At 65.1% G+C, this 18,097-nt stretch carries 15 protein-coding genes and 2 tRNA genes; 4 read left to right on the top strand and 13 right to left on the bottom strand.

Annotation, left to right across the window (positions count from 1 at the left end):
* The first annotated feature begins 203 nt into the window (after positions 1 to 203).
* Positions 204 to 280, top strand: a tRNA-Pro gene (locus tag QE494_RS12040).
* Positions 281 to 302: 22 nt separating this feature from the next.
* Positions 303 to 379, top strand: a tRNA-Arg gene (locus QE494_RS12035).
* A 92-nt stretch (positions 380 to 471) separates the two neighbouring features.
* Here the strand turns inward: QE494_RS12035 and QE494_RS12030 are convergent.
* From QE494_RS12030 to QE494_RS12005, 6 genes are all read right to left on the bottom strand, one after another.
* On the bottom strand, positions 472 to 2,295 hold the full coding sequence (locus QE494_RS12030; protein WP_300043623.1) for a class I adenylate-forming enzyme family protein: 1,824 nt from the start codon (positions 2,293 to 2,295) through the stop codon (positions 472 to 474).
* Positions 2,292 to 3,236 carry a nitronate monooxygenase family protein gene (locus QE494_RS12025; protein WP_300043654.1) on the bottom strand — a complete coding sequence of 315 codons (945 nt, stop codon included), beginning with the start codon at positions 3,234 to 3,236 and terminating at the stop codon, positions 2,292 to 2,294. Before QE494_RS12025 ends, QE494_RS12030 begins: the two co-directional genes overlap by 4 nt.
* A gap of 93 nt (positions 3,237 to 3,329) precedes the next feature.
* Entirely contained in the window at positions 3,330 to 4,304 is a 975-nt protein-coding gene (locus QE494_RS12020; RefSeq protein WP_300043621.1) for a tripartite tricarboxylate transporter substrate binding protein, read from the bottom strand.
* Positions 4,301 to 5,056 carry an alpha/beta fold hydrolase gene (locus QE494_RS12015; protein WP_300043619.1) on the bottom strand — a complete coding sequence of 252 codons (756 nt, stop codon included), beginning with the start codon at positions 5,054 to 5,056 and terminating at the stop codon, positions 4,301 to 4,303. Before QE494_RS12015 ends, QE494_RS12020 begins: the two co-directional genes overlap by 4 nt.
* 56 nt (positions 5,057 to 5,112) lie before the next feature.
* The gene (locus QE494_RS12010) at positions 5,113 to 6,597 is read right to left on the bottom strand and encodes a carotenoid oxygenase family protein (protein WP_300043618.1); all 1,485 of its coding nucleotides are present in this window, start codon (positions 6,595 to 6,597) and stop codon (positions 5,113 to 5,115) included.
* 23 nt (positions 6,598 to 6,620) lie between these two features.
* Entirely contained in the window at positions 6,621 to 7,811 is a 1,191-nt protein-coding gene (locus QE494_RS12005) for an acetyl-CoA C-acyltransferase (RefSeq protein WP_300043617.1), read from the bottom strand.
* A gap of 242 nt (positions 7,812 to 8,053) precedes the next feature.
* Here QE494_RS12005 and QE494_RS12000 point away from each other — a divergent pair, with 242 nt between their 5' ends.
* Positions 8,054 to 8,971, top strand: a complete 918-nt coding sequence (locus QE494_RS12000) for a helix-turn-helix domain-containing protein (protein ID WP_300043616.1) — start codon at positions 8,054 to 8,056, stop codon at positions 8,969 to 8,971.
* A gap of 92 nt (positions 8,972 to 9,063) precedes the next feature.
* Here QE494_RS12000 and QE494_RS11995 read toward each other — a convergent pair whose 3' ends face one another.
* The gene (locus QE494_RS11995; protein ID WP_300043615.1) at positions 9,064 to 11,229 is read right to left on the bottom strand and encodes an ATP-binding protein; all 2,166 of its coding nucleotides are present in this window, start codon (positions 11,227 to 11,229) and stop codon (positions 9,064 to 9,066) included.
* 257 nt (positions 11,230 to 11,486) lie between these two features.
* A complete protein-coding gene (locus QE494_RS11990) occupies positions 11,487 to 11,933 on the bottom strand; it encodes a hypothetical protein (RefSeq protein ID WP_300043614.1) in 447 nt (148 codons plus the stop codon).
* Between the two features lie 103 nt (positions 11,934 to 12,036).
* Here QE494_RS11990 and QE494_RS11985 point away from each other — a divergent pair, with 103 nt between their 5' ends.
* On the top strand, positions 12,037 to 13,302 hold the full coding sequence (locus QE494_RS11985) for an MFS transporter (RefSeq protein ID WP_300043612.1): 1,266 nt from the start codon (positions 12,037 to 12,039) through the stop codon (positions 13,300 to 13,302).
* A 61-nt stretch (positions 13,303 to 13,363) separates the two neighbouring features.
* Here QE494_RS11985 and QE494_RS11980 read toward each other — a convergent pair whose 3' ends face one another.
* The 5 genes from QE494_RS11980 to QE494_RS11960 form a co-directional block, all read right to left on the bottom strand.
* Entirely contained in the window at positions 13,364 to 13,999 is a 636-nt protein-coding gene (locus QE494_RS11980; protein ID WP_300043611.1) for a glutathione binding-like protein, read from the bottom strand.
* Between the two features lie 23 nt (positions 14,000 to 14,022).
* A complete protein-coding gene (locus QE494_RS11975) occupies positions 14,023 to 15,297 on the bottom strand; it encodes an acyl-CoA dehydrogenase family protein (RefSeq protein ID WP_300043610.1) in 1,275 nt (424 codons plus the stop codon).
* Positions 15,298 to 15,361: 64 nt separating this feature from the next.
* Positions 15,362 to 16,453: a phosphotransferase gene (locus QE494_RS11970; RefSeq protein ID WP_300043608.1), complete on the bottom strand. Its 1,092-nt coding sequence runs from the start codon at positions 16,451 to 16,453 to the stop codon at positions 15,362 to 15,364.
* Between the two features lie 64 nt (positions 16,454 to 16,517).
* Positions 16,518 to 17,246 carry a Crp/Fnr family transcriptional regulator gene (locus tag QE494_RS11965; RefSeq protein ID WP_300043607.1) on the bottom strand — a complete coding sequence of 243 codons (729 nt, stop codon included), beginning with the start codon at positions 17,244 to 17,246 and terminating at the stop codon, positions 16,518 to 16,520.
* Positions 17,247 to 17,304: 58 nt separating this feature from the next.
* On the bottom strand, positions 17,305 to 18,084 hold the full coding sequence (locus QE494_RS11960) for an oxepin-CoA hydrolase, alternative type (RefSeq protein WP_300043653.1): 780 nt from the start codon (positions 18,082 to 18,084) through the stop codon (positions 17,305 to 17,307).
* Positions 18,085 to 18,097: the final 13 nt, after the last annotated feature.

The raw sequence follows: 18,097 nt of genomic DNA, 5'->3' as shown, positions 1-18,097 counted from the left end.
TATTGGGAAATCGCCGGGCGATTGTCCTCAGCAGGGCGAGGGCCCGTCATCGGTAAATTCCATTGGATGGAATCGGCGTCCCCGGCGGTGCGCTGAGCGCTCTGAGGGCCATGCGGCGCTGCATTCGTCCTGAGGCATCAGTGCGGGGCCGGAATGCAGTGAAATTCCCGCGGCACAGGCCCAGGCCGTAGAATCAGCGCCGGCGGAGCGTAGCGCAGTCTGGTAGCGCATCTGGTTTGGGACCAGAGGGTCGTAGGTTCGAATCCTATCGCTCCGACCATTTCTTTCTTTTCGGCCTTCGGCTGCCCGTAGCTCAGTTGGATAGAGCAACAGCCTTCTAAGCTGTGGGTCGGGGGTTCGATTCCCTCCGGGCAGGCCAGCAGCTCCAGGATCCCCAGCCCGGTATCACGGCCAGATCCTCTATTCCCCTTGACCTAGCCAGTGGCCCCCCCGCGGCGCCACTCTTGCACATTAGCTTCTGGATCCGCGCCGCTCCAACGAACCATCGCTGCTAGAAGCAGCTTCTTGCACCTGTTGACGCAGGGCCGACTTGATCACCTTGCCGGCCGGGTTGCGTGGCAGGCTTTCCACCCGTAGCAAAGCCTCTGGGCACTTGTAGATCGCCACCGACAGCGTTTCCTGCAGGTAGCGTGTCAGCGCTGGCAGTTCCAGGGCCGTACCCGGCGCGAGCACCACGACCGCGCAGACGATCTCTCCCAGCCGCTCGTCGGGCAGGCCCACCGCCGCCACCTCCCGAACGCCCGGTACCTGGGCCAGCAGGCCCTCGACCTCCAGGGCGGAGATGTTCATCCCGCCACGGACGATGATTTCCTTGCGCCGACCCACGAACCGGAGCCACTGACCGCGATCACCTGCGATCTCGAACAGGTCGCCCGATCGGTACTCTCCTCGCCGGGTGAATGCCGCCCGAGTGGCTTCGGGCATGTTCAGGTAGCCGGTGAACATCGTAGGGCCGTCGAAGCAAAGCTCGCCCACCATGCCGGGTTGCTCAATCGTATCCTCTGTTTCCGGATCAATCAGGCGCGTCTCTACATAGCGAGCTGTGCTGAGCGTGGACGTGCAGTGGGCCGCGCCGAAGCGGGCGAAATAGCGCGCCCTTGCGCCCAGGTCGTCCATGTCCCGCGGCGTTGCAGACAGGGATCCGCCCTCGCTGGAGCCATAAAAGTTAAGGATGTCGATGCCGCATTCCTGTTTGAACCGCAGCATGACTTCCTCGGGGAGGGCGGCCGAGCCGCTGGAGATGCAGCGCAAGGGGCTGTTGGCCAGCAGGCGCATCGCCTCAGGGTCTGCCATCAGGGTTTGCAACAGGGCCGGCGGGCCGCTGGTAAAGACTGGGCGCTCGTTGGCAATTTGCTGCAGGAACACCGGCAGATCCAGGGGTTGGTGCAAGACGACCTGAGCCGCGCAGTCCAGCCAGGTCACGACCGTGCCCGCGAATCCCCCCATCGTATTGAGCAGGCGGGGCGAGAGCATGCATTCGCCGATTTCCAGAGCTGCGGGCTCCGTCATCAACTTGCGCGAGACCAGGCAGTGGTTGTGTGTCCTCGGCACGGGCTTGGGCAGGGCCTCGGTACCCGACGTCCACAGGATCAGGCAGACATCATCCGCGGTCACCGGATTTTTTTCCGTTGCTTGATGGACCCGTACGCGCAGGGTCGGGTCTTTCGCCTGGCGGTCCATCTCGGTGCCCAGATTCACAGCGCCCTCGGGGAGATTGTCGCCCCAGAGCATGACCTGTTGACCGCCAGCCTGACGGGCGACCTGCACCAACAACTGCCCGTGGTCGAAGGTCGCGACACGGTTCATGCCGAGCAGAGCTTTTACCTGGCCCTGCGGAACGATGTGGTTCAGCTCATGGGCGCGGTAGGCGAGGGGGACCGGCGATGCCACCAGTCCCAGGCGGAAGCAGGCCAGGTAGGCCACCAGAAACTCATGGACGGACGGGAACTGCAACAACACCACGTCGCCACATGCCAAGCCCCTGTCCAGCATGACGCCGCACAGCGCTTGGACTTTGGCGTCGATCTCCAGCCAGCTGAGACGGCATGCGGCTCCGCTGGTAAAGCGGTCGCGGTTTGGCGGGTCGACCACACTGCAAGCTTGCGGCCGCGTCTTTACCCAGTGGTCAAAAAGATCCTGAAGGCGTGTCTCGCCCCACCAGCCTTGCTCGCGATAGTGGCGCTGGCGATCTCGGGCGGTGGTGCCCCGCTCGGTGTCGTCGGCTCCCTTTGCCTCGGCGCTGTTCGCTGGCTTGGGCTGCTGTGGCTTGCTCACGTGTTGCTCGCCTGCTCTGCTTGAGCCGCGATAGCGGCGGCCCGCCAGCGCGCTGCCCAAGGATCTTGGTCGAGGCGCGCCAAGCATTGGACGTACTCTCGCCCCAGCGTCTCGACGACCTCGGCCACCGTTTCGATCTCGTGGACGCTGCCAACGCCATGCCCGGCAGACCACAGGTCCTTCCAAGCCTTGACCTCTTCTTCGGGCCGGTTCAAATCAAACCGATCGCGGGCCACCAGCTTGTCCGGATCCAGGCCGGCCGCCACCAGGCTGGGTCGCAGCTTGTTGGCCCAGGCCCCGGTGAAGGCATTGGTGCAGATGATGTCGGTGAAGTCGCTGTCGACGACCATGCGCTTGTAGGCGTCTACCGCGGCGCTCTCCCGTGTGGCGATGAAGCGGGTACCCAGGTAAGCAAGGTCCGCTCCCATGGCCTGGACCGCGCGGATGCCATTGCCGTCAACGAGCCCGCCACCGACGATCAGGGGACCATCGAAGAATTCCCGAACAGCGGCGACAAAGGCCGTGGGTGTCATCGGCCCCGTATGGCCGCCGGCCCCCGCGCAAATCAGGACCAGGCCGTCCACCCCGGCGCCGGCCGCCTTTCGGGCCAGTTGGGGGGTGTTGACGTCTGCAAATACAAGCCCGCCATAGCCATGGACCGTCTCGACCACGGCACGCGGGTTTCCCAGGGCCGTGATCACCCAGGGAACTCGATGGCGCACACACACCGCCAGATCGGCGGCCAGACGCGGATTGCTGCCGTGGACCACCAAGTTGGCTGCCCAGGGGACCCGCCGTCCCAGGGTTGCGTGCTCCGCTGCGAGCCGGCCTGCCCATTCATCCCAGATGTCCGGGCTGCGCGCATTCAGCGTGGGCATGGCCGCTACTGCCCCCGAAGCCATGGATGCCAGCATCATTTCGACCGATGTCACCAGGAACATCGGCGCCAGCACCAGGGGCAGGGCCAGGCCCTGGGCCACTTCTTCCCGAAGCCGGGAGGGGGGCGGGCGAGCGAGAGAGGCCGTCACGCGCGCTTATTCCAGGACGATTTTGAGTTCCTTGTTCAGTTCCTTGAGCTCGTCAACCTCTCGCTTCACGCGGGCGGCGAAAGCGTCCCCGCTCAGTGTGCGCGGCTCCATGCCGGCTTTGACAAAGTTGGCTCCGATATCGGCGTCTCGCGCGGCGGTCGCAAAGGCATTCACCAGCTTCTCGCGTACCGCAGCAGGGATCCCAGCAGGGGCAGCAAAGCCCAGCCAGCCAGAGCTCACATGGGGAATTCCCATCTCCTTGGCAGTGGGCACGTTGGGCATCAGGGGAGAGCGGGTCTCGCCGGTATATGCCAGCATGACCAGCTTGCCGGCCTCGGCCATCTGGCGGCTGGATACCGATGAAAAGGCCAATTCCACCTGGCCACCGGTGAGATCGACCAGCAGTGGGCTCTCGCCCTTGTAGGGGATGTGCTGAAGTTGGATCTTGGCCGCCCGCAGGAACTGCTCGGTCGACACATGGAAGCCGGTACCGATGCCGGTTGATCCAAAGCGCAGCTTGTCAGGGGTTGCGCGCGCGCGGTCGACCAGTTGCTTGAGACTGGTGATACCCGAGCCCGGGTGAGTGTTGACCAGGTAGTGGGACTCGAATCCCATCGACAGGTAGGTCAGGTCCTTGATGGGGTCATACGGGATGCCGGTGCCCAGAGCGGGTCCGGCCACCACCCCCGCATTGGTCACGACACCGATGGTGTACCCGTCCTTGGGGGCCTTGGCCAGAGCGTCGGTGCCGATTCGCTGACCCGCTCCAGCGAGGTTCCTGACCACGATGGGCTGACCCAGAATCGCGCTTGCCTTGGTGGCGAGTACTCGGGCATTGCTGTCTACGATGCCGGGAGGGAAAGGAATGATCAGGGTGATCGGCTTGTCGGGGTAAGCCTGCGCAAACGCGCTAGTGGCCATGAAAACCGAGATGAGGGCGGAGAGTGCACGGGCCCAGGGCTTGGATTGAACTGCTTTCACGAGGCGCTCCTTGAGGGGAAGTGGTCGGACAGGAATTGCAGAAGTAGCTGGTTGAATGCATCGGGTTGCTCGGCCCAGCCAAAATGACCGACACCCGGGAGTGAAACGAATTGGGCACGCGGCAACTTGGTCGCCATTTTGGCCATGACCTCGGCTGGAGCGGTTCGGTCCAGCTCGCCAGCGACACAAAGCACCGGCACGTGCATCGTCGGCAGCAGGGCGCGGCCTTCAAAGGTCGCGATGGCTGCTACAGCGGCGCGGAAGGTTTCTTCCCGCATCAGGCTGACTGTGGCGATCAACAGGTTGACGGCGGGCCCCGCAGCGCCGGCTGCCATCATGGTGCGCAGCATTCCCGGCGCATGGTCCGGCAATGTGCGGCCAGCGTCTAGTGGGGCGACCCGCTGCCGCACGAATTCTCTTTGCCAATCCCCATCCGACTTTCCGAACGCTGCGCTGGTCGCCGAGAGGACATAGCCTTGAATCAATTGTGGGGCGTAGGCCCAGGCACGCTGGGCGATCATGCCGCCCATGCTGTGCCCCAGTACCACGTTGCAGGCGCCGCCCTCCCGGCGCAACAAGTCGCAGAGTGCGGTGGCGCAGAAGTCGATGCTGAAATCTGGCGGCAGCGGCGAGAGGCCGTAGCCTGGTGCATCCCACGCCACGACCCGGTGTCCGTCGCGGACCAAGGCTTGGATTTGTGCGCGCCAGTATTCCTTGGCGCCGAACGCACCATGCAACAGGACCACGGTCACGCCAGACGGCTGGCCCTGCGGGTGGGTGATGCTGAAGTCGGGACAGGTCTGCATACTCATCCGCCGCGGCCCTGCAGGTCGGTCAGGGGCATCCAGTAGGCGTGCGCTCCCAAGGGGATGAAGCCAGGCAGTGCGACACGACACAAAGGCCCCCGATCAATCGCCTTGGCATCAAAGATCACGCATTCGGCGCGTTGGTGGGTGGCGTCGTTCATGAATGTCAGCACATAGCCGTCATCTTCGCTTTGGGCGCCGACACGGGGCGCAAAGGGCGCCTCGCTGATGTAGCAGCCGGGTGGGCAGCGCCAGCTTTGGGTGTGGCCGGTCTGCAAGTCGTACTTCTTGAGGCCATCGAGCAGCCAAAACCCCGGGACCATGTAGGCGGTATAGACGTACCGGTTCGGTCGCCCCTTGTAGCGGCCGTTGACCATGGGGAACTCGGTCACTTCGTCGTCGAGATCTTCCTCGTGTGTCTGGCCCGTCTTCAGATTGAAGCGCCAGCGGTGCATACGGGTTTCCTGCAGGTGCGTGTCCAGCAACGCTTTCATGCGCTCGTAGCCTTCTTTGGGCAAGGCGCTGATATCCGGCACCGGATTGGTCTGTATGCAGCCCTCCATCACCACCTCATCCCCCAACTCGTAGCTGTTGGACAGGTGCAGGATGTAGCAGGGCTGGCCCTCGAACCAACGCACATCACGGTTGTGCCCCATCCTGGGAACGATGCCAAAGCGGGCCGGTACGTCGCGATGGAATTTCAGCCGGTGCTGCCCCTTGGTCAGGGCCACCTGATCAAAGAACATCGGAAGGTCGTGGAGGATGCAGTAGTTCTGGGTCATGCCCAGGTCATGCGGCCAGCGTGGCCCAGGCAGTTCGATCGGCGTGTAATGCACCAACTCGTTTCGGGCATTCACCACACCGTAGTTGAAGTAGGGGGCATGTTCACCGTAGTTGAAGAACATCATGTCGCCCGTATGCTCGTCAATCTGGAAATGCGAGCAGATTCCGCGCTCGCCCAGGGCCCTTGACCAGGCGGCGTCCGGGCCGAGGGTCTCGAGCGTGATCGGATCAAGCCGGTAGGGTTCGCTGCATTGGCTCATGGCAACGATAGCCTTGCCCGCATGCACGATGATGTCGGTGCCGGCGTTGTCCTTCATCGCGCCGATCGACCCCCAGCCGCGCCGTACCGCCTTGCGCGGCTCGATGATCCCAGGCCACAACGAATGGCCAGCGGCCGCCTCGGCCAGGAAACCGGTGGTGCGAGTCCACCGGTTGCGGTAAGTCATTTGGCCGTTCTCGAAGTGCGCCGCATGCACCATGCCGTCGCCGTCGAAGGGGTGGTACTTGCCGATGGGCGCATGGACCTGGTTGTGCCCATTGCGCATGTACACACCCTGCAGGTCTCTGGGTATTTCCCCCTGCAGCACTTTCAGCGTGGGCGTGCTGGCAGTCCACTCGGTAGCACAGGGCTCCCAGGCTCCATTGAGGTAGGGGTTGTCGCCCTCCAGGCAGGTGAGCGTCTTGCGGTCGTGAATTTCAAGCATTGAGGGCTTCCAGGGTTCGGGGGTCAGCAGCGTTCGATCACTGCGGCAGTGGCGACGCCGGCTGCACCCGCGATGGCCACGATGCCGCGGCGCAGGTCGCGGTGCTCTAGTTCGTCAAGGAGGCAGCTGACCAGCATGGCCCCGGTGGCACCCATCGGATGCCCCAGGGCGATCGAGCTGCCATTGACGTTGAATCGGGCCAGGTCCAGACCCAGGGTCTGGATGTAATGCAAGGTGATCGCAGCAAAGGAGTCGCGCACTTCCCAAAGGTCGATATCGGCAACGTCGAGCCCGGCCCGGGACAGCGCTCGCCGCGTGGCATCGACCGCTCCGGTCTGGACCAGCGGCACACAGGCTTCGGCCATGGCCAGAATCCTTGCGCGTGGTTGCAGCCCGTGCCGGCTGAGCGCACCTGCACTGCCCACGATCACGGCTGCGGCGCCGTCGGCCATGCAGGGTGCGTTACCGGCGGTGTGCACATGGACGACGGTGCCTAGCTGCGGTTCACGCGCCAGCGCCCAGGCATCCAGATCGGGGGCTCCCCCCTCATAGACGGCCTTGAGCGTAGCCAATTTTTCTGCGGTGCTTCCCTCGCGAATGTTCTCGTCTTGAGCCAGGAGTACCTCGCCCGCATCATTGACCACCGGCAGCATCGAGGGCATGGGTCGCTCCCTGCGGGCCTGGGCGGCGCGGGCTTGCGATAGCGCCGCGTACTCGTCGCAGGCTGCCCGGCTGAATCCGTTGCGGGTGGCCACCAGGTCTGATGTCCAAGGCGGAGGCATGAAGCCGATCACCTCGCTCAAGGCCTTGTCCGAATAGTGGGGAGCTGCATCACCGAACATCGGGACCCGCGACATCATCTCGACGCCGCCCGCCAGCACCAGGCTATCCCCCTGCAGGGCCTCCAGCGCCGCAAGGTTGACGGCGCTCAAGCCGGACGCGCAGTACCGATTGATCGTCAGCGCAGACATGTAGGGGCTCCACCCGGCCAGCAGAGTGGCGACCTTGCCAACGTTGCCGCCTTGTTCGCCCGTTTGAGTCACACACCCAATGAGCGCGTCCTCCACCGCCTCGCAAGCGGAGCCCACCCGCTCGCGAACGGAGCGCAAGTGGCTGCCGAGCAAGCCAGCTGGTGTCAGTCCATGCAGGCTACCGCTGGACTTGGCGGCGCCGCGTGGCGTGCGGAATGCGGCTGCGATCAGAGCCTGGGCCATGAAGAATCCATGCGGAACGAACTGCTGCAGAGTCTCATACTGAAAGGCAGTTACTTGTATAGACAGACCAAATTTATCCTCTCCCACTATCCAGACGCCATCCCGTAAACTCCAATAAGCAGATCAAAAAAATTGTGATAGGGCGAACCTCTGCCTCGGATGCTGGCGGTCACCCCGCGGCCTCGTCAAGTGGCGAACACCCAAGCGCCAGCTCGCCCCCTCCACAGGGCCAGCGGCGCCAGTTGCAGGCCAGTGGCGCGGCGCTGGCCCTCGATTTGCTGGGGGATGCATGGGTCCTGCGGTTGTTGCGATCCCTCTTCCGGGGCCAGCGCCGTTTCAGCGGCCTGATCAAGGAAACCGGGGTTTCCCGGGCGGTACTCGCCGACCGCTTGGAGCGGCTGTGCGGAGCAGGACTCATCCGGAAGGCGGAGTCTCCAGGGCGGCATGCCCAGTACTGGCTGACCGATTGCGGCTTGGATTTTTGGCGTGTGCTGCTGGCGATGTGGCAATGGGAGTCGCGTTGGGGAACCGGTCTCGTACGTCCACCCATCCCGTACGACCGGCCCCGTGAGGAGCCGGTGCATATCGACTGTGGTGAAGTTGCCGATCCACGGCCGGTTTGCGACTGTTGTGGCGAAGTCGTGACGGCTTTCGAGACCCGCGGTGAAATCACGAGCGTGACGCCTACCAGTGGGCCTTTGACCGATTCAGCGCCTGCGGGAGACACCCAACGGCGCTTCCGACAATCCCACAGTGCACGCCGTGACGACTTGCCGACCTTGATGCGGGTCTACGGCGACCGATGGAACTCCAGCGTCATGGCCGCTGCGCTTCAAGGCGCGCGTACCTTTACCGACTTCAGTGAAGCCACCGGGATCGGGGCCGGCCCCCTCACGCGCCGGCTGCAGGAATTGCAGGCTGTTGGATTGCTCCGTAGCCGTGCCTATGCAGGCTCGCGCAGCGAATACCGCCTCACCAGTGCCGCAGTCGCGATGTTCCCGATCACACTTGAAATCATTCGCTGGGGAGACCGTTGGCTGTGGCAGGGACAGCCACCGATGACGATCCGTCACCTGCGCTGCGGCCAGGCCTTTCGCCTGCGTTGGCAGTGTGCTCACTGCCAGCAGGCTCTGGAGCGTTCGAAACTGCGCTTCGACTGACCTACCGCCAAAGGTAACGTCCTTGCCCAAGCGACTGACACCGGCCCATCGACAAGGCCTGAAAGCGTTGCGCTAGTCTGCACCGCAGTGCCTCAAGACACACCAGGCCGCGGCAGGCTGTCGATCACCGCCGCCAGCCGGCTGGGGTCGGCCGGCTTCACAAAGTGCTGGTCAAACCCAGCTTCCTTGGATTGCAAGATGTCCTGCGCCTGCCCGTAGCCGGTGAGGGCGATCAGGGTGGCGTCCCGGTTACGCGGGTCCTCGCGCAAGCGCCGCGCCAGGCTGTTGCCGTCCATGCCCGGCAGGCCAATGTCGAGTACGTAGACCTTGGCTGGCCTGACATGCGCGGCGGCCAGTGCCTCCAGCGGGTCCAGGCATACCCGCACCTCGTGGCCCTGAGACTCCAGCCAGATGCCCATCAGATCGGCTGCGTCTGCGTTGTCGTCGACCACCATCACGGCCAGGCCAGTACGCGTTTTCACTTGGGGTTGATCCGGGGCCAGCGGCTGAGAGAGGATCCCGGGCTCCAAAGGGGGCGGCTGCGCAGCTGCTGGTGCGTAGACCGCAGAAGGTGGCGTGGGCACCGATGAGTCCTTCGAGGCCAACACCCCGACTGGGGTCTCGCCGCCCAGCGGGGGTTCACGGTTCCCTGCCTCCTCTGCGAGAGGCAGGTACACAGTGAAGGTGCTGCCCGTGCCCGGACCGTCGCTGTGGGCCTGGATGGTGCCGCCATGCAACTCCACCAAGCTGCGCACCAGGGCCAGCCCGACGCCCAGGCCGCCCTGGGCGCGGTCCGGCATGCGCTCGGCCTGGGTGAAGAGGTCGAACACATGGGGGAGCAACTTGGCGTCAATGCCGATGCCGTTGTCGCTGACCTCAATGGACACTCGCTCACCGCAGATCTCCATCTTGACCTTCAGCTGCCCGCCCTCAGGGGTGTACTTGGCAGCATTGCCCAGCAGGTTCGCCAGCACCTGCACCAGGCGGACCGAGTCGCCGATGACTGTGAGCGGGGCGGGTGTTTCCGGCGGCTCCAGGTGGTGGTGGCGAGCTTCGATCTGGGGCCGGGTCTGTTCGAGTGCATCGTGGAGCACTTGGCGCAAATCCACCCGCTCCTGGCTGATCCGCACCAGACCCCGGGTGACCCGGGAGACGTCCAGCAGGTTGTTCACCAGTTCAGTCATATGCCTCACTTGCCGTGCGATCAGCTCGCTGGTCTTGCGAACCCGCTGCGGGTCGTCTGCGCTGAGCTGCAGGAGCTGCGCGGCGGTACTGACGGGCGCGAGCGGGTTGCGCAATTCATGGGCCAGCATGGCCAGGAACTCGTCTTTCTGCCGGTTGATCTCTATCAGGTCTAGCTGGGCCTGCTTCTGCGTCTGTATGTCTGTGAGGGTGGCGATCCAGCGAACGATGCGGCCGCTGTCGTCGCGCATCGGCAGGGCGCGGGCCAGGATCCAGTGGAAGCCGCCGCTGTGGTGCCACAGTCGGAATTCTTGCTCGAAGGGCCGGCCACTCTTCAGGTGGTGCGCCCAGACCTTGCGCAGATTCTCCTGATCGTCGCCATGGACCCGAGCCATCCAGGCCCCCGGGCGGCCACTGGCGCTTTCTCCGGTGAAGTCCAGCCATCGCTGGTTGAACTCCTCCTGCTCGCCCTGGGCATTTGCCGACCAGATGATTTGGGGCAGCAACTCGGTGATCGCGTGCCAGCGCGCTTCGCTCTCCCGCAGCGCGCGTTCGACCTTCAGTCCTTGTTCGAGGCTGCGCTCGTTCTCGCGCAGCAGCAGCACGCGCACCACGTTCTGGGCCATTTTGATCAGGTGCTGGCGTGCGCGCTCGTCCAGCCGGCCGGGCCGGTCGCCGATGACGCACAGCGTCCCGATGCGTTCGCCGCTCGGCATGACCAAGGGCGCGCCGGCGTAATGCGTGACAAGGGGGCTGCCGGTGACCAGCGGGTTGTCGGCAAAGCGGGGGTCAAGCCGGGCATCCTCGACCTCGAACAAACCCTCGCCGGCGATCGCATGGCCGCAGAACGAGATCGCCCGCGGTGTCTGGCTGCCTTGCGGCAGTCCTACCGCCGATTTGAACCACTGCCTGTTCCGGTCAACCAGGGTGATCAAGGCAATCGGCATTCCGGTGATGGCGGCGGCCAGCTCGGTGAAGGCGTCAAGAAGCGCCTCAGCCCCCGTATCCAGCATGCCCAGTTGCTGCAGGCGGTGCAGCCGCTGGGGTTCGTTCTCGAGCACGGGTGGAGCTTGCATGTGGCCGGCCTGACAGTGCCACGCGCTGTGATTTGACGGAATGTGTTGCGCGGCCGATCACCTTAGCACGCAGGTGCGTGCGAGATGTTGCGCTTGCAGTTGCTTGCATTTCCGAGTGTGACGGGCCGCTCTCGTGCGGCCCTCGTGCGGACCTCGACGGGCCCCGGTGCAGGCACGTCCGGGCGTGGCATGACGCGCCATGCCCTGTTCGGCAGAAGACCTTGTGCGATGACCTTGCGCGATGACCCCGCTGGGGTTTACAGGGGTCCGAGCATCAGCGCCTCGGCCATGGCCAACCGGCGCGACGGCGACAGGTCGAGGCTGGTCAGTAACCGGCGCGCAGCCTGGCTGAGGGGCAAGGGCAGGGCGCCTTGTCCGGGGACCGATGCGCCCAGTGCCAGGCCTCGGCAGATGGACAGCCAGGTGGCGGAGGGCACCCGGCCGATCCGGTCGGAAATGTCCAGCAGCAAGGCGCAGAAATGACCGGGAGCGATGCGCGGCCCCCCGGCTTGCTCTGCGAGTAGCCGGGCGGTGGGTATCAGCTCGGAGCTTGGGCTGTGGCTGCTGGAGATGAGTTCCCCCAAGCGGCCCAGCGCCTCGTGCGCGGGTGCCAGGGCGTCGGTGACTGCCGCTGCTGCAGGCGGATTGCCGACGGACGGCGATGAAGGGGCAGGCAGGACATCTGGGCGAGGTGACTGGGACATGAGGGCAGTGCTCGGTCAAGGTTCGAAGGGGGGAGGCGCGGTGGATGATCCCTGCGCGACAGCGCAGAAAGGCGCCCATAAGCTGACAAGCTAAAGTCCCCGCATGCATTCAACGGAGCCGGCCCAAGCCCACCTCGCCGCCGACACCCGCGGCACGGTGCTCTTGCTGGCCGGCGCTGCCTTCTTCAGCGCTGTCGCCTTGCGCATCTGCGACGGCCTGATCCCGCGGCTGGCGAGCGACTTCTCGATCACCGTCGGCACCGCGGGCCAAGTCGTGCTCGCGTTTTCAGTGGCCTACAGCCTGATGCAACTGGTTTCAGGGCCTTTGGGAGACCGCTTCGGCAAGGCTCGCATGGTGGCGCTGGCGCTGTCGGGATGCGCTTTGATGTCTGCCGTGGCCAGCCTGATGCCCCGGTTCGAGCTCCTGCTGGGGGTTCGAATCGCCTGGGGCATTGCCGCTGCCGGGATCATTCCCATGGCCATGGCCTGGATCGGCGACAACGTGCCCTATGCCGAGCGACAGGCCACGCTGGCCCGTCTGTTGGTGGGGACGCTGTCCGGGATGGCTGCGGGGCAACTGGCAGGTGGACTTTTCGGCGACGCTGCGCCCGGATGGCGTGGCGCTTTCCTTGCCCTCGCCCTGGGTTACACCCTCATCGCCGCGCTGCTGGTGTGGCGCTTGTCGCGATCGGCCTCGGCGCAACGCGCAGCGCTTGCAAGTCGTCACACGGGTGCTGCCGCCGCCGAGCCCCTTGCGACGGCCGAAGGCGCTCTGACGCGCGCTCGCAGGCAGACCCTCGCTGTGGTGGCTGCGCCTTGGAATCGTCTGGTTCTGGCAGCCACCTTTTTGGAAGGCCTGTTTCTTCTGGGCCCCCTGGCTTTCGTTCCGACGATGCTGCACCGCGAATTCGGGCTAAGCCTGTCGGCCGCTTCCGGGCTGATCGCCTTCTACGCTCTGGGGGGGTTGATCTACGCCTTCATGGCCCGCCGCGTGGTGCTGGCCCTGGGCGAGCGCCGGATGGTGCTGATCGGTGGCCTGCTGATGGGCTTGGGCATGGCCGCCTGGTGGCTCTCGCCCCTGGCCTGGACGGCTGCGCCCGTGGCGCTGTTGGTTGGCTTTGGCACCTACCTCTATCACAGCACGCTGCAAACGCTGGCCACGCAGATGGCTCCCGAGTCCCGGGGGACAGCCGTCTCGCTGTTCTCGTTTGCATTTTTCTTCGGCCAGGCCTTGGGGGTGACAGGGGCCGGTTGGGCCTTTGACCATTTGGGAGGCGGCGTCATGTTGTCCGCCTCGGTGGTGGCCCTGCCCCTGGTTGCTTGGCAGTTCTCCCGCGCGCTGGCGCAGCGGGCGGGCTCTGCCGGCTGAGGGGCCCAGTGACCCCAGCAGCTTGCACGTCTGCAGGCGGCGCCTGGCGCCCCTGGGACCTTCAGGGCTTGCGCAGGTCTGCCAGCACCTGAACGCCGCGCCGCACCGCAGGCCGGGCTTCAATGGCGTTAAACCATTTCTGCACCGCCGGGTAGTCGCTCATTTGCACCCCTTGGCGCTCCCAAGTGCGCAGCCAGGGGAAAACCGCCATGTCGGCGATGGTGTAGTCGCGGCCGGCCAGGTAGCGGCTTTGCGACAGACGCTTGTCCAATACGCCGTAGAGGCGCTTGGCCTCCTGGGTGTAGCGCTCGATGGCGTAGGGGACTTTTTCAGGGGCGTAGAACCGGAAGTGGTGGGCCTGTCCCAGCATGGGGCCGAGCCCGCCCATCTGGAACATCAGCCATTGCAGCGTCTCGTAGCGGGCGCGGTCGGTCTTGCCGAGGAACCGGCCTGTCTTGCCTGCCAAATAGAGCAGCATGGCGCCAGACTCGAACACCGACATGGGCTTGCCGTCGGGGCCCTCGTTATCGACCATGGCCGGGATCTTGTTGTTGGGGCTGATGGCGAGGAACTCGGGCTTGAACTGCTCGTTGGCCGAGATGTTGACTGAATGCACGCGGTAGGGAAGGCCGCATTCCTCCAGCATGATGTGAATCTTGTGCCCGTTGGGCGTGGGCCAGGAGTAGAGGTCGATCATGGGTACTGCCAGTGGGTTTGAGTTCAGCCGCCGCGGGTGACAGGGACGGGTTCCTGGCGGCCGACGCTGCCCCAGCGACCCAACTCCCACTTGGCGATGGCATTGCGGTGCACCTCGTCCGGGCCGTCGGCAAATCGCAGGGCGCGCGCCGCCACGTAGGCGTAGGCCAGCGGGAAGTCGTCGCTCATACCGCCGCCGCCGTGGGCCTGAATGGCCCAGTCGATGACCTGGCAGGCCATGGTCGGCGCGACCACCTTGATCATGGCGATCTCGCTCTTGGCGGTTTTGTTGCCGGCGACGTCCATCATCCAGGCCGTCTTGAGCGTTAGCAGGCGCGCCATCTCGATGCGGCAGCGGGCCTCTGCGATTCGCTCCTGGGTCACTGTCTGGTGGGCGATCGGCTTGCCGAAGGCCACGCGGGAGATCACCCGCTTGCACATGTACTCTAAGGCGCGCTCGGCCAGGCCGATCAGGCGCATGCAGTGGTGGATGCGGCCGGGGCCCAGGCGACCCTGGGCGATCTCGAAGCCGCGTCCTTCGCCGAGCAGGATGTTCTCGGCCGGAACGCGCACGTTCTCGAAGTACATCTCGGCGTGCCCGTGCGGCGCGTCGTCGTAGCCCATCACCGGCAGTGGCCGCACGATGCGGATGCCGGGGGTAGTGGCAGGCACCAGGATCATGCTTTGCTGCGAGTGCTTGGGCGCATCGGGATCGGTCTTGCCCATGAGGATGAAGATCGCGCAGCGCGGGTCGAGCGCGCCAGAAATCCACCACTTGTGGCCGTTGATCACGTAGTCATCGCCCTGGCGCTCAATGCGGGTGCAGATGTTGGTGGCGTCAGACGAGGCCACCTCGGGCTCGGTCATCACGATGGCCGAGCGGATTTCACCGCGCAAGAGGGGGAGCAGCCAGCGCTGGCGTTGCTCGGGCGTGCCGTAGCGTGCGATGGTCTCCATGTTGCCGGTGTCTGGCGCGCTGCAGTTGAAGACCTCCGACGCCCAGGGCACACGGCCCATGGTCTCGGCCAGGGGCGCGTACTCCTGGTTGGTGAGGCCCGCACCTTCCACCCCGGCAATGGCGGCGGTATCCGCCGGCAACCAGAGGTTCCACAGGCCGGCGCGCTGGGCCTTTTGCTTGAGTTCCTCGATGACGGGGATTGGCGACCAGCGCTTCCCGGCAGCCGTCTGGGCTGCGAGTTGCTCGTCGAAGATCTTTTCCGAGGGGTAGATGTGGTCCTCCATGAACTGGATCAGGCGGGCTTGCAGATCCTGTGTGCGCTGGGAGTATTGGAAGTCCATGGTGGTCTCGCTGGGGTGGTGGTCTGTGAGGGGAGGGCGTGTTTTGAGGGACGTACTCGGGTCGTCAATGCGCACGTTGGGCAAAGGCCCAGGCTAATTCGGCCAGGCCCCGAGCGCCGGCGCCGGCGCTGCCCGCTTGTGCGCTGGAGGCGGTGCCGTCCAGTGCCCGCTTGGCGATGCCCTGGAGGATCGCTGCCAGGCGGAACAGGTTGTAGGCCAAGTAAAAGTTCCAGTCCTGGGCCAGCCCTTCGGGTGTGGCGATGCGGGTGCGTTCGCACCAGCGGCGGATGTAGTCGGCCTCCGAAGGAATGCCCAAGGCCGGCAGGTCCAGGCCGCCGATCCCACGGAACTGCCCGGGCGGGATGTGCCAGGACATGCAGTGGTAGCTGAAGTCGGCCAGTGGGTGACCCAGGGTCGACAGCTCCCAATCGAGCACCGCGATGACCCGCGGCTCGGTCGGGTGAAAGATCAGGTTGTCCAGCCGGAAGTCGCCATGCACGATCGACACGCAGGATTCGTCCCGGGCGGTGGTAGGCATCTGGGCCGGCAGCCAATCGATCAGGCGGTTCATTTCGGCGATGGGCTCGGTCACCGAAGCCAGGTACTGCTTGGTCCAGCGCCCAATTTGCCGCTCGAAGTAGCTACCTGGCCTGCCGTAGTCCGACAGGCCGCGGGCGGATACATCCACCGTGTGCAGGGCGGCAATCACACGGTTCATCTCGTCGTAAATCGCGCCGCGCTCGGAGGGCGTCATGGCGGGCAGAGACTGGTCCCACAGCACCCGGCCTTGCTTGAACTCCATCAGGTAGAAGGCGCGGCCAATGATGGACTCGTCTTCGCACAGGCACAGCATCTCCGGCACCGGAACGTCGGTGCCGGCCAGGCCCCGCATGACCTTGAACTCCCGTTCGATCGCGTGGGCAGAGGGCAGCAGCTTGGCAACCGGGCCAGGCTTGGCCCGCATCACATAGGACCGGCCAGGCGTGATGAGCTTGTAGGTGGGGTTGGACTGCCCGCCCTTGAACATTTCGACCGTGAGCGGGCCCTGGAAATCGGGCAGTTGACCAGCGAGCCAGGCCGATAGGGCAGCGGTATCGAACGCATGCTTGTCTGCGACCGGTCGGGTGCCCTCGAAGGAGGAAAAATCGGTGCTCATGGCAGGGGCTCGCTCTCGGGTGTCAAAGGGACGTCGCTGCCGAGCCTGCGGCCGTGATGGGCACTCAGGCCCGGTCGCTGTCGGCCTCGACAATGCGCAGCAGGGCCGGCCGGTCCCGAACCACCAGGCCGCCGGGCTCGATGCGGATGGCGTTCTCCCGCTCCATTGCCTTGAGCTCCTGGTTGACTCTTTGACGCGAGGCGCCCAGGAGTTGGGCCAGTTCTTCCTGCGCCAGTTGCAAGCCGATACGCACCTCGCTGCCGTCGGACAGACTGGTGACGCCGTAGCTTCGCACCAAATGCAGCAACTGCTTGGCCAGGCGCGCGCGCAGGGGAAGCGTGTTGAGATCCTCGATCAGCCCGAACAGTTGCCGGCTGCGCCGCGCCTGCAGGCGCAGCAGTGCCGCATACAGCTCGACATGCTGAGCCAAAATTTTGTGGAAATCGGCCTTGGCGACACACAGCAGGGTGGTTTCCCCATGTGCGTAGGCGTCGTGGGTGCGGGCGTCGCCGTCGAAGATGGCGATGTCGCCGAACCAGATCCCCGGCTCGACATAGGTGAAGGTGATCTGCTTGCCGGTGATCGAGGTCGATGACACCCGTACCGCGCCTTTGGCACAGGCAGTCCACTCCTCGCCCGGGTCGCCCCGGGCGACGATCAGGTCGCCGTCCTTGTATCGCTTGACGTAGGCACATCGAAGAATGTCATGTCGTAGCGAGGGCGATAGGGAGCTGAACCAGCGGCCCGCATTGATCGCCTCGCGTTCCTCGATGTTAAGAATCGGTTCGTCCATGTTCTGTCATGTCAGCGACTGAGCGTCGCGCGATTGTCGCCTGCGAGACCGGGCGCTCTCATTCAAAGCGGGCGGTCTGCTTGTTAAGGAAGGCGTCGATGGCGATGCCGGCGTTGCGGTGGTGCAGGTTGCGGACAAAGTGATCGCGCTCCCGCGTGAGATGGCTGTGCAGATCGCTCACCGTTGCCTCATTGAGCAGCTCCTTGATGCTGGCCAGGGCATTGGGTGCCTTGGTCTGCAAGCGCTCGGCGAGTGCCAGGGCCTCGCCCAGCGCCTGCCCAGGCGGGGTCACGCGATTGGCCACGCCTAGCGCTTGCAGCCGTGGCGCGTCGATGCGCTCACCCATCATCAGCAGCTCGCTGGCCAGCGCACGGGGCAGGGCGCGCCCCAGGCTCCAGCTGCCACCTGCGTCTGGTGAGATCCCGACGGTGGCATAGGCCATGACAAAGACCGCGTTCTCGGCAGCCACCAGAAAATCGCAGGCGAGGGCCAGGGAGAAACCTGCGCCCGCCGCCGCGCCCTCGACTGCAGCGATCACCGGCTTGGGGCAGGTACGGATTGCCTCGACCCAGGCGTGCAGGCTCTCCAGTGCCTCGGCCTGCACCGAGGGCGCCAGCTGCCGGTTGGCCTGCAGACGCTGCAGTTGTCCGCCGGCGCAGAAGGTGGAACCTTCGCCAGTGATGATGATGGCGCGCACATCGGGCGATGTTTCGGCAACCGAGAGCGCCTCAACGCCGGCAGCGTAAACCTCCGGCGAACCGGCGTTGCGGTGCTCGGGGTTGGAAATGGTGAGTACCAGGGTGTGGCCCTGGCTGCTGCTTTTGAGTTCGGCGGGCACGCTCAGGCCTCCT

It is taken from the genome of Ramlibacter sp., from assembly GCF_029866045.1.
GTDB lineage: Bacteria > Pseudomonadota > Gammaproteobacteria > Burkholderiales > Burkholderiaceae_C > Ramlibacter.
The sequence above is the reverse complement of the archived record's forward strand: the minus strand, read 5'-3'. Positions and strand labels throughout refer to the sequence as shown.

Excerpts from the sequence above, each read along its gene's own strand:
- QE494_RS12025 (WP_300043654.1), bottom strand. The coding sequence starts at position 3,236 with ATGTTCCTGGTGACATCGGTCGAAATGATGCTGGCATCCATGGCTTCG.
- QE494_RS12010 (WP_300043618.1), bottom strand. The coding sequence starts at position 6,597 with ATGCTTGAAATTCACGACCGCAAGACGCTCACCTGCCTGGAGGGCGAC.
- QE494_RS12005 (WP_300043617.1), bottom strand. The coding sequence starts at position 7,811 with ATGGCCCAGGCTCTGATCGCAGCCGCATTCCGCACGCCACGCGGCGCC.
- QE494_RS11995 (WP_300043615.1), bottom strand. The coding sequence starts at position 11,229 with ATGCAAGCTCCACCCGTGCTCGAGAACGAACCCCAGCGGCTGCACCGC.
- QE494_RS11990 (WP_300043614.1), bottom strand. The coding sequence starts at position 11,933 with ATGTCCCAGTCACCTCGCCCAGATGTCCTGCCTGCCCCTTCATCGCCG.
- QE494_RS11985 (WP_300043612.1), top strand. The coding sequence starts at position 12,037 with ATGCATTCAACGGAGCCGGCCCAAGCCCACCTCGCCGCCGACACCCGC.
- QE494_RS11980 (WP_300043611.1), bottom strand. The coding sequence starts at position 13,999 with ATGATCGACCTCTACTCCTGGCCCACGCCCAACGGGCACAAGATTCAC.
- QE494_RS11975 (WP_300043610.1), bottom strand. The coding sequence starts at position 15,297 with ATGGACTTCCAATACTCCCAGCGCACACAGGATCTGCAAGCCCGCCTG.
- QE494_RS11970 (WP_300043608.1), bottom strand. The coding sequence starts at position 16,453 with ATGAGCACCGATTTTTCCTCCTTCGAGGGCACCCGACCGGTCGCAGAC.
- QE494_RS11965 (WP_300043607.1), bottom strand. The coding sequence starts at position 17,246 with ATGGACGAACCGATTCTTAACATCGAGGAACGCGAGGCGATCAATGCG.